General features: G+C 41.3%; 13 protein-coding genes. 4 read left to right on the plus strand and 9 right to left on the minus strand.

Features of this window, described 5'->3' with window-relative positions:
• Window positions 1-79 precede the first annotated feature (79 nt).
• A complete protein-coding gene (locus UYK_RS0122510) occupies window positions 80-844 on the plus strand; it encodes a sporulation protein (RefSeq protein ID WP_009456847.1) in 765 nt (254 codons plus the stop codon).
• A gap of 247 nt (window positions 845-1,091) precedes the next feature.
• Here UYK_RS0122510 and UYK_RS0122515 read toward each other — a convergent pair whose 3' ends face one another.
• Window positions 1,092-1,928, minus strand: coding sequence for an SWIM zinc finger family protein (locus UYK_RS0122515; protein ID WP_009456845.1), 837 nt, complete (start codon window positions 1,926-1,928; stop codon window positions 1,092-1,094).
• 94 nt (window positions 1,929-2,022) lie between these two features.
• On the minus strand, window positions 2,023-5,286 hold the full coding sequence (locus tag UYK_RS0122520; RefSeq protein ID WP_016872204.1) for a DEAD/DEAH box helicase: 3,264 nt from the start codon (window positions 5,284-5,286) through the stop codon (window positions 2,023-2,025).
• Between the two features lie 155 nt (window positions 5,287-5,441).
• On the opposite strand from UYK_RS0122520, the gene UYK_RS0122525 reads away from it, so the two are divergent.
• Complete coding sequence (locus tag UYK_RS0122525) at window positions 5,442-6,023, plus strand: GNAT family N-acetyltransferase (protein ID WP_016872205.1); 582 nt, start codon at window positions 5,442-5,444, stop codon at window positions 6,021-6,023.
• Between the two features lie 262 nt (window positions 6,024-6,285).
• The gene (locus UYK_RS0122535; RefSeq protein WP_009456840.1) at window positions 6,286-8,439 is read left to right on the plus strand and encodes a polyribonucleotide nucleotidyltransferase; all 2,154 of its coding nucleotides are present in this window, start codon (window positions 6,286-6,288) and stop codon (window positions 8,437-8,439) included.
• Between the two features lie 163 nt (window positions 8,440-8,602).
• Here the strand turns inward: UYK_RS0122535 and UYK_RS0122540 are convergent, their stop codons facing one another.
• The 6 genes from UYK_RS0122540 to UYK_RS0122565 all read right to left on the minus strand — a co-directional run bounded on the left by UYK_RS0122540 (window position 8,603) and on the right by UYK_RS0122565 (window position 15,197).
• A complete protein-coding gene (locus UYK_RS0122540; RefSeq protein ID WP_009456839.1) occupies window positions 8,603-9,643 on the minus strand; it encodes an HlyD family secretion protein in 1,041 nt (346 codons plus the stop codon).
• Window positions 9,644-9,922: 279 nt separating this feature from the next.
• A complete protein-coding gene (locus tag UYK_RS0122545; protein ID WP_016872207.1) occupies window positions 9,923-10,711 on the minus strand; it encodes an ABC transporter permease in 789 nt (262 codons plus the stop codon).
• 89 nt (window positions 10,712-10,800) lie between these two features.
• Window positions 10,801-11,787 (minus strand): ABC transporter ATP-binding protein, encoded by a 987-nt coding sequence (locus UYK_RS0122550; RefSeq protein WP_009456837.1) that lies wholly within the window; start codon window positions 11,785-11,787, stop codon window positions 10,801-10,803.
• 110 nt (window positions 11,788-11,897) lie between these two features.
• Window positions 11,898-13,541 carry an ABC1 kinase family protein gene (locus tag UYK_RS0122555; protein WP_009456836.1) on the minus strand — a complete coding sequence of 548 codons (1,644 nt, stop codon included), beginning with the start codon at window positions 13,539-13,541 and terminating at the stop codon, window positions 11,898-11,900.
• Window positions 13,542-13,883: 342 nt separating this feature from the next.
• On the minus strand, window positions 13,884-14,156 hold the full coding sequence (locus UYK_RS0122560) for a GlsB/YeaQ/YmgE family stress response membrane protein (RefSeq protein WP_009456835.1): 273 nt from the start codon (window positions 14,154-14,156) through the stop codon (window positions 13,884-13,886).
• 549 nt (window positions 14,157-14,705) lie between these two features.
• Window positions 14,706-15,197: a hypothetical protein gene (locus tag UYK_RS0122565; protein WP_009456834.1), complete on the minus strand. Its 492-nt coding sequence runs from the start codon at window positions 15,195-15,197 to the stop codon at window positions 14,706-14,708.
• A gap of 144 nt (window positions 15,198-15,341) precedes the next feature.
• Here UYK_RS0122565 and UYK_RS0122570 point away from each other — a divergent pair, with 144 nt between their 5' ends.
• Complete coding sequence (locus tag UYK_RS0122570) at window positions 15,342-15,758, plus strand: COG3650 family protein (protein ID WP_009456833.1); 417 nt, start codon at window positions 15,342-15,344, stop codon at window positions 15,756-15,758.
• Window positions 15,759-15,762: 4 nt separating this feature from the next.
• Here UYK_RS0122570 and UYK_RS0122575 read toward each other — a convergent pair whose 3' ends face one another.
• Window positions 15,763-16,038, minus strand: coding sequence for an aldo/keto reductase (locus UYK_RS0122575; protein WP_016872209.1), 276 nt, complete (start codon window positions 16,036-16,038; stop codon window positions 15,763-15,765).
• Window positions 16,039-16,218: the final 180 nt, after the last annotated feature.

Consider the following 16,218-nt stretch of genomic DNA (forward strand, 5'->3'; position numbering starts at 1 on the left):
AACACAAGGGTGTCATATATGACACTCTCATACTAGCCAAACTAAAATAGAGCAAATCTACAGGAGTAAGCGAGAAAGAATGTTTAAAAAAATGTTGGCAAGCGTTGGTATTGGCTCTGCCAAGGTTGATACACGTATTTTTAACGCTGCTGTGATCCCCGGTGATACATTGGAAGGAGAAGTCCACATTACTGGTGGTGATGTAGCTCAGGACATCAGTGATATTTATTTGAAACTTGCCACTGAGTATGAGCGGGAAGTCGATGATTCTACCATTCATGAAGAGTGTATAATGGTCGATTACCGCTTGTTAGAACGGTTAACTGTTCAACCGAAACAAGAAATTGTAGTGCCGTTTGCCCTAGAGTTACCCTACGAGATACCCCTAACTATAGGCAGAACACCAGTATATATCCGTACAGGCTTGGATATTAAGACTGCGATCAACCCCAGAGATAGAGATGTTTTAGAAGTTAAACCTCATCCACTGATGCAACGAGTATTTGTAGCAGTAGAAAGATTAGGTTTTCACCTGCATAAAGTGGATTGCGAATATACCCATTCTTTTGGTGGTTCTTATCCATTTGTACAAGAATTTGAGTTCAAACCCAGTGGAGAATACAGAAATTATCTTGATGAGTTAGAAATCATTTTCCGTTTACACCCAGGGGAGTTAGAAGTTTTGCTGGAGATTGATAAACGGGCCCGTGGTTTTGCAGGTTGGTTAAACGAAGCTTTTGATTTAGATGATCGCTATGCACGCTTTTATCTAACAGAATCAGATTTAGATGAGGTGGATGTAGAGGCGATGATTGATGACATCATTCGCAGTCATATTCATTAATTTTGCTTTTGTCCTATGCACGCCTAGAACTTTAGTTCTAGGCTGATAGCAAAAGTCATCTCAAGATGACTGAGTATTGGATGAGTCTACTTTAGTGGAGTTAAGCTATGAGTGGTCAAAAAATAGGTGCAAGATGTGAAATAAGGTTTTTGGCAATTACCTAGTTGATTTTGATTAACGAACACAGATGCACACAGATACACACAGATTTAAGAATTCACATTAGGCGTGATTTTGGACTGCTATATTAATTTCCACCTACGTTCATCGCTGCTAGCATAGCTTTTTGGCTGACATCTTTATAAACAGTATCTAAATATTTCATCACTAGATCCGCAGCAGTTAAACTGGCAAGATTTTCCTCTTCTTTAGCAAGGGGAATTGACCCCAATACGTCTAAAACTGTTTCACTATTAGATGGTGCAATCACTACTAAAGAAGATTCTAATGGCTCATAATATTGCCAAAAAGATTCTAGATTTAAAGAATATTGATTTTGAGCAACTGAGTCTTGATCTGCTTGTGTTTGGTCAGTCGTGACTTCAATATTAGTACTACGTAACTGACGTAAATTACTAATAATTTGCTCTTTGGTACGTCCCCGCAATTGAAAGAGTACAAAAGGATCTTCACTAAAGCGATCGCCTAACTGATAGTAAACTGCTGCAATATGTTTGCAGGGATTTGCTTTATCAGGACAAGTACATCTACTGTGAACATCGGATAAAGTAAAAGGAAATAGAGAAAGACCATTGGCAGTAAAAACTTCTTCTATATTTTGTGGCATTTCTCCTGCTAAAAGTTTTGCCGCAAAAATTGCTTTTTGCGACATTGTTTCTACTACGTAACCCCACTCTTCATCACTAAAAGAGTCAAGGGAAAGAGAAACTTTATAAGGTTCCGGTTCACTACCCTGTACCTTGGCTAATACCTTTGCACCCTGAAACTCAATGCTGAGAACATTACCTTGACGTGCATAATTTCTACCGCGTTCCAAACGCTTTTTAAAGCGATAGGAATCTAATAATTCTAGCCACCTTTGTGACCACCATTCTCGGCTAGCTTGTAATGTGTAATTTGTCATTTGTCAATAGTCAATTGTCAATGGTCATTTGTTAGTGGTTAGTGGTTGGTAGTTAGTAGTTAGTTGTTGGTTGTCTCCCCATCTTCCCATCCCCTCACTCTTCCTCTTCTTCAATTACTGCACTGCGATCTAGTAGTAATAAATTGCGGAGTTGGTTAGTATCGAGTTCAGTTAACCACTCTTCACCTGCGCCAACAACTTGTTCGGCTAGTTGTTTTTTACTTTCAATCATGTCATGAATTTTCTCTTCTAAAGTACCAGTACAAACAAATTTATGCACCTGGACATTGCGGGTTTGACCGATGCGAAATACTCGGTCTGTGGCTTGATTTTCAACTGCTGGATTCCACCAACGGTCGAAGTGGAAGACGTGATTTGCACGGGTTAAATTTAATCCTACACCACCTGCTTTGAGTGACAAAATCATAATTGGTGGCCCTTGGGGATCGTGTTGGAAACGGTCGATCATTTCCTCACGTTGTTTTTTGCTGGTACTACCATACAAAAAGAATATTTCTCTTCCTAGTTGTTGTTCTAAATAGGGTTTGAGTAGTTTACCCCACTCGGCAAATTGGGTGAAAATTAAAGCGCGATCGCCTTCTGATAAAACTTCTTCTAACATTTCCTGTAACCGCAATAATTTACCAGATAACTGCGGTTCCGAAAGAGTAGTTTTTTTCAAATACTGGGCAGGATGATTGCAGACTTGTTTTAGCTTGACGAGTAAAGCTAAAATCATACCTCGACGTTGCATTCCTTCGGCTGTTTCAATTTCAGCCAATGATTCTTCTACAACTTTTTGATAAAGTTCAGCTTGTTCCAAACTCAAACCACAAAATACATTCATTTCCTGCTTTTCTGGCAAGTCTTGAATAATTTCTCGGTCAGTTTTTAAACGACGCAAAATAAATGGTTGCACTAATGAACGCAATTGATTCAATGAAGAAGTATCGCCATATTTTTCAATTGGCATAGCAAAGCGTCGTTGGAAGAACTGCTTATTTCCTAAGTACCCTGGATTGAGAAAATCCAAAATTGACCAGAGTTCTTGTAGTCTATTTTCTACGGGTGTCCCTGTCAAAGCAATTCGATAGTTTGCCTCTAACTGACGCACTGCTTGAGATTGCTTTGCCTCTGCATTTTTGATATTTTGGGCTTCATCTAAAACAATCCCTTGCCAAGCAACACCCTGCAGTGACTTTAAATCTCGGTGAATCAGCGCATAACTAGTAATTACTAAATCATGCTTATTTGCTACTTCTACAAATGCCTTACCTTTAGGACGTTTGTCACCGTGATATTGCAAAACCTTCAGAGTCGGGGCAAATTTTTTAACTTCTCTTTCCCAGTTTCCTAATACTGAGGTTGGGCAAACTAAAAGTGTTGGTTTTTCTAATGCATCCTGCTCTTTGAGATGTAGTAAAAAGGCAATAAATTGCACTGTTTTTCCTAATCCCATGTCGTCCGCGAGACATGCACCCAAACCCCAGCGTTCCAGAAATGCCAACCAAGCGACACCACGCTGTTGGTAGGGGCGTAGCTGTCCTTGAAAAGTGGTGGGTGTGGGTAGGGGTTTTACAGCTTTGTTATTTGTTAGGGTAGTAATTAACTCTTGTAATGCGCCTGATGCTTCAAAGCTAACTACTGGTAATTTTTCAATTGTCTGGGTATCCCCCGTACTCAGGCGCAAAGCATCTTCCAAAGAAAGAGCCATTTGCTCTTTGCGAGAAGCAAAGAAAGCTTGTGCTGTTTTGATATCTTGGGGACGTAATTCTACCCACTCACCGTTAATTTCGACAAGGGGACTGTTCAATGCCACAAGTCTATCAAATTCCTGCTTGGAAAGAGTCTGTCCACCGATCGCTAATTGCCACTGAAAATTTAACAAACTTTGTAAACCCAAGCGTCCCTGCTGTTGATTTGGTGTTTGGGCGGTGATTTTCAAACCCAGACGATTTGCCCATCCTTCTCGATTTGCTAAACTCGCGGGTAAAATCACACCTAAACCATTATCTTCGAGTCGCGCCTTTACCGATTTAATAAATTCGTATGCTTGCAAGGGGTGAAGGCGGCAAAATTGGGGATAACTATTTTCCAGACTGGGTGAGAGCGTTGGATACAAGCGCGATGCTAATCCCAATCCTCGTAAAAATGTTTCTTGTGGTTGTTTGATGGTACGACCACGATAAACAAAGCTTTCAACTGGATGCTGCCATATCGTCTCTGCGTCCACTAAAAATTCTGGATCATCTGGTGCTTGCAAAAAATAGGCCAAAATCCAATCTGTTTCACCTGATTCTGGGGGACGCAAGACAAAACAGGTACGAAACAGATTTTTTCCTGCTAGTTGGTATTGTAGCGGCATAGTCCAAGCTTTCAGTGCCGCTTCTAGTCGTTCTAAACCCATTGGTTCGGCGTTGACAGTATCTGACGCAGCTGTAAGAGACTGCAACCACTGTCGCACCGCACCTGGTAAAGACGCCATAACTCTCGCTTCTAGCACAGGTTGGGAACCAAACATTTCTCTGACTTGGGCATCAATTGTACTGTTGAGAAATCCCAATAATAATTCTTGTGGTTCCACAGGGAAGTCTATTGAGATGGGGTGGTGGGGTGATGGGGTGATGGGGTGATTTTTCTCCCCACCTCCTTGGTATGTCCGACAGGCTAGGGGCATTTGTTGGGAAAATTTTTCTAAGCGAGTTCCATCCAAGGCGCTATCTAAAAGTGCTTGCCACTTGGCTGTGAAAGAACCATCTGCTTGGCGTTCCAGAGTAGGCAGAAATTTACATCTTGAGATTAAATCCAAACTCCAACGGGCGATATGGGACCAAAATCTTAAATCGCCTCCGACAAAATCATCTTCGCTGTTGCCAATACTCAAGGGTAAAGAAGTTAGAAACTTAATTGCTTCTGTAGGATTGAGACAAAAACCCTCTACTTTCCAAGGGTGTAGGTACTGGTAAGATGTTTTTTCTAAACTTAATGCTGCTGAATGTACTGGGTGAATCAATGTTGTTCCCTCAGTTTCACCTGCTGCAAAATCAGTGGGTAGAGCAATAGTTATTTGCGAGGAGGTTGGCAAAGTTTTTGTAGCAGTAGTTGTCGTTTGACGCCGCTTTGTTCGCCCAGATGCGATTGATTGCATCTCGACATGCTCTGTTGAATTAGGGATTGTAATATTACGAGAACTTAGCCACTCGCTTAGTTCGGCTGGTGCGATCGCATAAGGTAATGGTGGTATTTCTGTCAATGTATTTGGCTCGATATTTGTCCCTAGCGATCGCCAAGTCTCTCCCCAAATAAATAAACAGTTACCCTGATTTTGTAGTAACCAACTACCGTGTAAAATTGCCATTTGCCCACTAATTAGATTTTCGCAAAAATAAAACCTTGAATTTGCTTATTTTCTACTTTGTGAATTCCTTTATTTTTAAAAATTAAATACACATTGTTAATAATAATTAAATTTAATTAAATACTAGAAAGTAATCTTAATCAAGTTTAGGAAAGATGCAGTTACCCCTTTATAAAATTTTAAAAAATGGCATCAAAGTAGAGTTAGATTACATGCATCCAGAGGAACAAGAAGAGGTAAGGAAATTACTGAATGTTGTGATTTTAGAAGGACAAACCTATCCCCAAAAACAACCCCTCTCACCATCAGAATTTGCAGCTTACTGGTTAACTCAGGATTCTTTTGTAGTCAGGACTGCTGCTGAATCTGCTACACACCAAGCCCAGGAAATACTGGGAGCATTTTATCTCAGACCAAACTTTCCAGGTCGATGTAGCCATATTTGCAACGCTGGTTTTATTGTACAACCTGGCAAGCGGGGTCTCGGAATCGGGCGGTTCATGGGAGAGGCGATGCTCTCAATTGCTGCTAGTCTCGGCTACGAGGGGGTAGTGTTCAATTTAGTCTTTGCTACTAATATAGCTTCGATTCAATTATGGAAATCACTGGGATTCCAGATTATTGGGCAGATTCCGGCGGCGGTAAAACTAGATGTACAGCAAGTGGATGCGTTGATTATGTATAGGGGATTAAGAAATCGAGGATCGGACATTGGGCATAAACTCAGTGAACAGTAACCAGTTTAATTTGATAACTGATAACTGATTATTTGTCTCCCTTGTCCCCTTTGTCCCCCTTGTCCTCCTTGTCCACGCCGCGCGCTACAACGCGGGAGACCCGCGCAACGCATTGGCTCCCCTTGTCCTCCTTATCCCCGATCCGTTTTGTAACGAAATTGTTTATCATTAATTCTGTATACTGCTCAAGCCAGTATTAGATCATAAATGTTAGGATTGCCACAGAGAGAGAATAGCGAGCATAGTAAGGAAAAAAAACTGAATGGGAGAATTTGAGAAGTCAATATCCTTCGATGGACGGGATATTCGACTGAAGGTGGGTCTACTAGCACCCCAGGCTGGTGGATCGGTGTTGATACAATCTGGGGATACGGCAGTTCTAGTTACAGCTACGCGATCAGCAGCCAGAGAAGGCGTTGATTTTCTGCCCCTCACCGTGGATTACGAAGAAAGATTATACGCAGCAGGTAGAATCCCTGGAGGATTATTGCGACGCGAAGGTCGTCCGCCAGAGAAAGCAATTCTCACTAGTCGTCTGATTGACCGCCCTTTGCGTCCTTTGTTTCCATCTTGGTTACGGGATGATCTGCAAATTGTAGCGTTGACTCTTTCTATGGACGAGCTAGTACCGCCAGATGTGCTAGCTGTGACTGGTGCTTCTATTGCCACCTTAATGGCAAAGATTCCCTTTAATGGGCCTATGGCAGCCGTGCGCGTCGGTCTGGTGGGTGATGATTTTATTATTAACCCCACCTATGCAGAAATCGAAGCTGGAGACCTGGATTTAGTCGTAGCAGGTTCGCCGGATGGTGTAATTATGGTGGAAGCGGGAGCTAATCAGCTACCCGAACGAGATATTATTGAGGCGATCGAATTTGGTTATGAAGCTGTGCAGGATTTAATTCGAGCGCAGCAAGATTTAATTGCGGAACTGGGGTTAGAAATAGTCCATGAAGCACCGCCAGAAGCAGATCAATCACTGAGTAACTTTATCAGCGATCGCGCTACCGAGGAAATCAAGAAAATCCTCTCGCAATTTGATTTGGATAAAACCCAACGAGATAATGCCTTAGATGCTGTCAAAGAATCAATCGCAGCTGCGATCGCCGAACTACCAGAAGAAGATCCAATTCGAGTTGCCGCAACCGGTGATGCCAAGGCATTAGACAACACTTTCAAAGATATTACTAAAAAGCTGATGCGCCGTCAGATCATCGAAGATAATGTTCGAGTCGATGGTCGTAAGCTAGATGAAGTTCGTCCTGTTTCCTGTGCTGTTGGTTTGTTACCCAAGCGGGTTCATGGCAGCGGCTTATTCAACCGGGGTCTAACCCAAGTATTATCTGCTTGTACTCTTGGTACACCAGGTGATGTGCAATTCTTAAACGATGACTTGCAACAAGACCAGCAAAAGCGCTACATGCACCATTACAACTTCCCGCCGTTCTCCGTTGGGGAAACCAAACCCCTGCGCGCGCCGGGACGTCGGGAAATTGGACACGGAGCACTGGCGGAGAGATCAATATTACCAGTGCTACCACCAAAAGAACAATTCCCCTACGTAATTCGGGTAGTATCGGAAGTACTTTCTTCCAATGGTTCGACTTCGATGGGTTCGGTGTGTGGTTCCACTCTGGCTTTAATGGATGCAGGTGTGCCAATTACCAAACCTGTTAGTGGTGCAGCTATGGGTTTGATCAAAGAAGGCGATGAAGTCCGAGTCTTGACTGATATTCAAGGCATCGAAGACTTTTTGGGTGATATGGACTTCAAAGTTGCAGGGACAGACAGTGGGATTACTGCCTTGCAAATGGATATGAAAATCAGTGGTTTGTCTTTGGAGATCATTTCTCAAGCTATCCACCAAGCTAGAGCCGCACGGTTGCATATTCTGGAGAAAATGCTCGAGACTATTGACAAACCACGCACAGAAATGTCACCCTATGCCCCACGTCTGTTAACGCTCAAGATTGATCAAGACATGATTGGTCTGGTAATCGGGCCAGGAGGTAAGACAATCAAGGGTATTACTGAGGAAACCGGCGCTAAAATTGACATTGAAGATGATGGCACTGTCACCATTTCTGCTGTGGATGAAAACAAAGCCAAAAGAGCTAAAGGCATCATTCAAGGCATGACGCGCAAGCTGAATGAGGGTGATGTTTACGTAGGTAGAGTGACGCGAATTATACCTATCGGCGCTTTTGTGGAGTTTCTGCCAGGTAAAGAAGGTATGATCCACATTTCTCAACTAGCTGACTACCGTGTCGGTAAGGTTGAAGATGAAGTTGCAGTTGGTGATGAAGTGATCGTCAAAGTACGTGAAATTGACAACAAGGGTAGAATCAATCTTACTCGCTTAGGCATTCATCCCGAGCAAGCAGCAGCTGCGCGCGAACAAGCAACCTCAAAGTAAAGGCAGGAAGTTTGGTAGTCAGCGTTATAGAACCTTAGTTAAGGACTAAAGTCCTGGCTAAAAACGAAACACAACTAATTCACTGTTTATGGATTGAGAGCAAATCTCAAATCCATAATTGCAGTAGCGATCGCCAAAGCAATAAGCGATCGCTTTGTATTATTTAGTTCGGAATTACTGTTACAACTGCTGACATACCAGGAGTAATTCGCGATTCATAACCTTTAATACTCGTCGGCTCAAACGTAATCTTTACAGGAATTCTGCGTACATTGTTGGTGAGGGCAGAATTATTTGTGTCATTGTTTTGTGGCATCAAGGCAATGCTATCAACTTTACCTGCAAAGTTGCGACTAGGAAAAGCAGCTATTTTAATGTCTGCCTTTTGTCCTGGTTGTATCTTTTCTAACTGGTTTTCTGGAAAGTTACCAATAATCCAAGGATTTGGTTGTACCACAGTGAAAAGAGTTTGGCCAGGTTCGACCCGTTGTCCTACTTGGACATTTTTATTACCAATTTTTCCAGGAACTAGAGCATTAATATTGGTGTAAGATAGCTGAAGTTCAGCTTTTTTAACCTCTGCCTGCTTCTGAGCGACTGTAGCCAATGCGGTTTTATACTGTTGTTCGTTAATATCTCTTTGTTGAGTCGCCTGTGCTTGGAGCAAATTCTGTCTGGCTTGGGTATTGTTGTCTAACGCAGATAGCTGCGGTACTGCAACAGGAACTGGGACATTCCTAATTTTTTTCTGTGCCAAAGCTGCTTGCTGTTTGGCTAACTCTAAAGATGCTTTGGCTTGAGCTAGAGATACTTGATAATCTTGAGGATCAAGTTTTACTAACAGCGTTCCCGGAGTAACTACTTGGTTCTCGTTGACAGCAATTTGGCTAACTATCCCTGAGATGCGAGAAGTAACAGGATAAATGTCTGCGGTAACATAGGCATTATCGGTTTGGGGAAATCTTTGAGCATATTGCCATTGACGGTATGCGTAAATTCCTGAGGCGATCGCTCCTGCACCTAAAATTACTCCTACTACCACTATAGGCAGCAGACGACTCCGAGATAGAGGCACTTTTGTTTTAACATTACCGTTTGATGCAGCAGGAGCGATAGCTGTAACCTCTTGTTCCACAACTGGAGTTTTTTGCTCCTCCAATCCTGTAGCTTGTTGTGTGTGTTGTACAGAATCTAAACGTTCCATCAGCCACCCTCTATTAAGCAATGATTGAAGATTTATTATTAAAAACTGACAAATATACACAAGTACCTTTGGCACAAGGTGCTAGGAGCAAAGTTTATTTTATTATAGGCTTTTGCCTTCTTTTTTTACTTTGATATTTATTTCTGTAGTGCTTGATTAACAACTTATACCAAATTGAGATAGGTGTAATTTTTTATTTATCTGGAATAACTGTAAAAGTAAAGAATTTCCAATCAAAAAAAATATAAAGTTGGTATTAAGCGATCGCCTGATAGTAATTCATGCTCCCATTCCTGAATAACGCTTCAATCCCTGTCGCCATAACCAACGATTTAGACCCAAAAACAACACAATCCAACCAATCATTGATAACAGCCCCTGTGTCAAATTTACAGGTATCCCTACCAAAATACTGGCAGGAAAATTAATTAAATAGGGAAAAGGAGTCAAAAGTACCACCGTCCGGACTGGCTCCGGAAAAACCTCTAAAGGGGCAATCATCCCAGACAAAAATAAAAAGAACAAAAACCAGAAATTTTCTATAGCGCTGGCTCTTTCTGTCCAAAAGGAAAATATAGAAAAAGTGTGTTGAATAACGAAACGCAAAATAAAAGCTAATATCACTACAAAACTAAACAATAACAGAGTTCCTAAACTTGGTATCCAAAATGCTTGGGGATACAGGATAAAAAACAATCCTACTAATAGAATTGCGAACGGGATACGGGCAGCTCTTTCACTAACATGAGCAGCAACGTGATGCCATACTGGATCAATTGGTTGTAACAACCGGTTAGAAAGTTTACCTTCTACTACTTCCCTTTCCACCTCCCAAATTACCCATACAACTGTGAATTGTCTGACAAGAAAAACAGCCAAAAAGTAACGAGCAAAATCCACAGGTGTTAAACCAAATTGTCCGCCTTGAGCAGCTTGTATCCAAACTCCCATCAAGATAATAGGTAAAGAACCAGCTAACACCCATAAAATTAGTTCTGCTCGGTATTCCACCATATAAGCGTAGTACACAGACAGAAAAGTTAATGTTGTTTTGATTAGTCTTTTCATCATTAGTCAATAGTCCATAGTCCATAGTCAATAGTTATTGGTTACTAACCACCCACAGCCAACAACCAAAAAACAACAAACAACACTTTTTAACTACTTACCACTCCTGCTTGAAATACTCTGCCAATTACTTCTTCTACTGGTGGTTCAGTCACCTTTAAATCAATCACATCCAAATCTGCTAAAATCCGCGAGACGGTGCGTGTTAGTTCTTCTTGCTGTACCATAAAACACACCATCCTTCCGTCTAACTTTTGGACATCACCATAGAACATGAGTCTTTGTTTAGATAGAGGTTGTGTTAATTCCACATGTACCTCTCGATAAGGTGCAAATTTTTCCAACAGTCCATCTAAACTACCGTCATACATCAACTTACCTTGGTGAATTAATAATACCCGTTGACACAGAGCGGTAATATCTGCCATGTAGTGACTCGTCAACAATACTGTGGCTTGATAACGCTGATTATATTCTCGTAAAAAATCCCGCACTCCCACCTGAGCATTGACATCTAGTCCTAAAGTTGGTTCATCTAAAAACAGCACTAGGGGACGGTGCAAAAGTGCTGCCAAAATTTCTGCTTTCATGCGCTCACCTAAAGACAGCTTACGTACTGGTTGGTTAAGCTTACCTTCTAGAGAGAGCATTTCGCTGAGTTCGCCGACTCGCTTACGAAACTCGCGATCGCTAATATTGTAAACAGCAGCGTTAATTTTCAGAGAATCTATGGCTGGCAAATCCCAAATTAGTTGCTGCTTTTGTCCCATTACTAAGGTTATTTTTTGCAAAAATGCTTCTTGGCGACGAAACGGGACATGTCCAGCGACTTTCACTAAACCGCTAGAAGGATGAATTAATCCTGTGAGCATTTTCAGTGTAGTGGTTTTTCCTGCACCATTCGGCCCTAAAAACCCTACCACTTCACCCGCCGCTATTTCAAAGGAAACATCTTGGACTGCTTTAATTTGGCGGTAGGTGCGACGAAAAAAGTGGGTAATCGTCCCAGCAATACCTGGTTCTTTAACAGCAACAGGATAAACTTTGCTCAAATTTTGAGCTTCAATGATTGGCATAAAATGGTTGAGAGTTGATGGTTGAGAGTTGATGGTTGAGAGTTGATGGTTGATAGCTGATTGTTGGTAGTTTCTCCAAACAACAAACAACAATCAACAACCAACAAAAATTATCGTAAACGTCCTGATCGCAAAATACTAATAATCAGCCACAAACCTAACAAGCTCGCAGTAGCAAATAACACATTGCTTAATAGAGAAAACCCTGGTGTTCTCGCATTACTAGAAATAATTGCTGCTCCCATGATTAGTGAACCTACTAGGATGCTAAAAGAAAGCCGATTGGCAGCATCATCGGTGGTACGGCGTAAGCTATCTAGACCACGTATATTTAAATTCCACTGTAATGTCTCTGATGTGACTCGATCTAGCAGAAATTCTATTTGTCGGGGAGATTGTAAAGACAGGCTTTTAAGATCCAAAGCTGTCCTTAGGAGCGATCGCACAGGTGTTTGTCCAAACAGATGACGACGGAATAAATCTGTAATCAATGGTTGAATTTCATCTATAAAATTTAGCTCTGGATTGAATAACCTGGCCACTCCCTCTAAATTCGCTAGGGTTTTAGCATACAAACCCATATTACTAGGCAAACGAATTTTATTATTACGGGCAACTTGGAGCAGTTCATAAATGATCTGACTGAAATTCATTTGCGACAAGCTCAAATTATAGTACTTTCGCAGCATTCGGTCATAATCATTTTCCAGACGAGACAAAATCACTGGTTCCTCGGAATCTGCTAGCTGTAAAGTTAACTGAGCGCACCGCCGAGCATCTAAATCGACTATTGCCAGTAACATTTCTGTTAAAATCTGCTGTGTACGCGGATCGAGTCGCCCCATCATACCGCAGTCAATTAGAGCTATGCGTCCATCTTTGAGATAGAAAATATTCCCTGGATGCGGATCGGCGTGAAAAAATCCGTCTATATACAACTGTTGAAAGAAAGCACGAAATAACAAGCTAGTAACTTCTTGGCGTTCGACTGCTGGAGTTTTACCGTTTTGGTTATTCAAATCAGCCGCCAATAATGGTACGCCATCTAACCATTCCATTACTAGTAATTTTTGTGTGGTCAAATCCCAATAAATTTTGGCGACTACAATTTGATTGGGATCAAACCAGCGGCTTACAGATAAATTCTGTCGTAGTTCATCCGTATAACTAGCTTCTCGTGTAAAATCTAACTCTGCCTCCAGCGCCTTGATAAACTCATCGGCGATAGATTTGATCTCGTAGCTTTGACCAAATTCAGTACGCGCTACTAAATCAGCAATACCTTGAATCAGAGCAATATCTCTGGCAACAGTAACATCAATTCCTGGACGTTGCACTTTCAAAGCAACTTCTCGACCATCTTTGAGGGTAGCGCGATGTGTTTGAGCAATAGAACCAGCTGCTACTGGTACAGGATTAATTGTTGTAAAGGTTTGCTCTAGAGGCTGTTTGAGTTGTTGACGAATCAGTACTTCTACTTCTGACCAAGAAACTGGCGGGACTTCATCTTGTAGCGTTGATAGTTCTTCGATATAAGATGCACTTAGTAAGTCAGGGCGGGTAGAAAGTAGTTGACCCAACTTAACATACACAGGTCCCAAATCTACCAAGATATTTTTCAAAACTGCTGGTGTCGGTAACTGAGGCTCGTCAGCTTTACCGCCTGTGAGCAACCTCCGCATGTAGTCCCAGCCATGACGGAAAAGAACTTCAATGATTTCTCGTTGACGAGGAACAGTTTGAGTAAGAAACATAATTTTAATAAATTGCTATTAAGTAGAAGGAAAAAATTGTCTGACGTTTACTTATACTCACCTTCAAAAATGTAACAAAGAGTGGACAAGTAATATAGCCGTACATTGATCAAAATAACAAAAAAGTTATAGTGGCTTTCTGCATCAGCAAGTTATAGTTGTTCCAACAGTTAATCATGTCAAAAGCCAAGACTGCTATCTTCCCACTGGAAGATTAACACTCAGATAACAATAGCGCTAGCCTGTAGTGAGGCTAGCGCTAATATTTTTATATGAATCAGGGATAAAAATACTTAAATCTGCTCCCTGAAGTTTACTATAAATTGATTACGACTTTGTTAACTAGATAGTACTGCGGCGAGTTAACAAGTTCCATACGAAAACAGCGATAAGTGCGCCAATCACTGCCACTATAATACCTGTAATACTGAGGGTAGGAGCCGTTAGGGCAAAGGTTCCCGTGCTTAATAAAATGCCTAAACTACCACCGACAAAAGCGCCAATTATTCCTAAGATGAGTGTTCCCAAAATGCCGCCACCTTGATGACCGGGGTAGATAGCTTTAGCAATAGCACCAGCTATTAGACCTAAAACAATCCAAGCAAGAATGTTCATTGTTGTTAATTTGGTAAACGTTTTATCAGTAACACGTATACATTAGCAATCATGGACTTGTCAGCTAATCTGTCAGGAGAATTAATTATTAATAGCCACAAGGCATAGTTAATGTAAAGGAACCAAATTCACTACAAAATTAAAGTTTATTCTTAGTAAGAAATATTGAAAGCAGTTCAAATCTTCACTAAATTATGAGTATTTCTATATTTTGTATCTTCCTAATTACTTAAATATATATCATTCCTTTTGATAGATATATAGCAATCCTATTTGATTTGTGAGAATCGCAATGCCCAGATCCACGACTTTTTGGAGAAGCCGGAGATCTTTTCTCTTATAAATGATTTAGGAATACTATATCTGTCGAATTGGGTAGAAAGTAAGAAAAGCCGCTAGCGCTTGTAAGACTAGAGGCTAAAAAAATTCTTGCTTGGTAATTGCAGTATATGCATTTTTAATGACCTGTATACCTCTACTTGAAGAATTAAACTACGAACCCCAACCTACTCAATTTAAGATTTTTGGCTCTAACTAAACCGTATCGCTTTATAAGCCACCGCGATCGCGTTCAAGGTCATAAATAACTTTATCAGCATACCAGTCGGCTGTTTTGTTGGGAAACTTGAACTGTGCTTGAGTAAAAAGCCGCTTGGCTGCTTCTCTATCATCATGCAAGAGAGTCAGAAGTCTCCTTTGCAGTTTGCGACTAGCTTGATCAAAGCTAATGACACCAGCCTTTTGACCCGTAAATGAACCACTATCTGTAGTACTTCCCTGGCGATTTCCTCTTTCTTTTAAAGCTACACCAATTGCTACACCACCGACAGCAGCTGCTACTAACCAGAGTGTAGGTTGGTTATCTTGTTGTGTTACTACCGTAGGATTTGGAGAACTAGAATCTGCAAGCTGTGCGATTGGTTGTTCAACTTGCTGTGCAATCGTGGGTGCTAACTGAACTGCTAAAAGACTAGATACAACCCCAGTCGCCAAAACTTTCAAAGCATCTACAGACTTGTGAACAGAAAAAGTGTGAAACATCTCCTAGAAAGGAAACTCAAAAATTATTATTATTCCTAATACTGATATTTTGAGCGATCGCTATGACAGCAGTGTGTCAATTGTCTGAAAATAGTGCGATCGCCTGTGTATACATAATCGGGTGTAGTTATAAATTCTTGTTCAATGAAAAAAATTTTAATCTTTTCTATTATTGCTTTTGTAGTTTGTAGTAGCGCAATTACAGTTGCTTCCCAATTGCATAGCAACAATATACTGGCTCAAAATACTACCAACACGGAAGAGTTTATTGCTCGGGGTACGGAACCATTTTGGAGTGTGACAGTATCTAAGAAGAATGGAATTGTCTACTCAACACCAGAAAATCGTAAACTCACCTTTCCCTACGTTACACCATTGCAGGCATCAGGGCGTCCAAAAGATTTGCTCAGAGTGTATCGATTGCGGGGTAAAACTAATAATACACTGATCATCAAAAAAGAAGATGCTTGTAGCGATGGCATGTCAGACATACAGTATCCTTACTCAGCGACTCTCATCCTGGGTAATACAGTTTTGGAAGGTTGTGCAGAGAGAAAATGATGTTTCAAATCCATTGAGTATCGAATGCATCTTGGCCTGTACCATAAATTAAGTCGCCATACTCTTGCCAACTAGCTACTTCTTGTGCAGAGAGTAGAGGAGTGTGTAGAACAGTCAGATTTGCCTCTAATTGCTGTCTGGATTTTGGAGCAGTAAGTGCTAGATCTGTCGCAGGATTTTGTAGCACATAGCGGTAACAATCTGCTGCTGTGGGTAGTTTTCCTTGCCAGTTGGGGTGTCCCTTCAGCAGTGTCCCCCAACGGGTGCACAATTGCGACAACTGCGATTTTGTTGCTGACCGTGATGTGGCACAGCTATGGTAATGCTTAATTATGCCAAGGGGTTAGGAACTAGCCTCTCAAACGCCGATGCTGAACCTCTTTCTAAAAACCCACAGCCTTGTGGAGGTTTTAGGAAAGTTCAGCAGTTGAAGCGTCAGAAACCTCGCACGTAGCTTAAG

The organism is Fischerella thermalis PCC 7521, from assembly GCF_000317225.1.
Classification (GTDB): domain Bacteria; phylum Cyanobacteriota; class Cyanobacteriia; order Cyanobacteriales; family Nostocaceae; genus Fischerella; species Fischerella thermalis.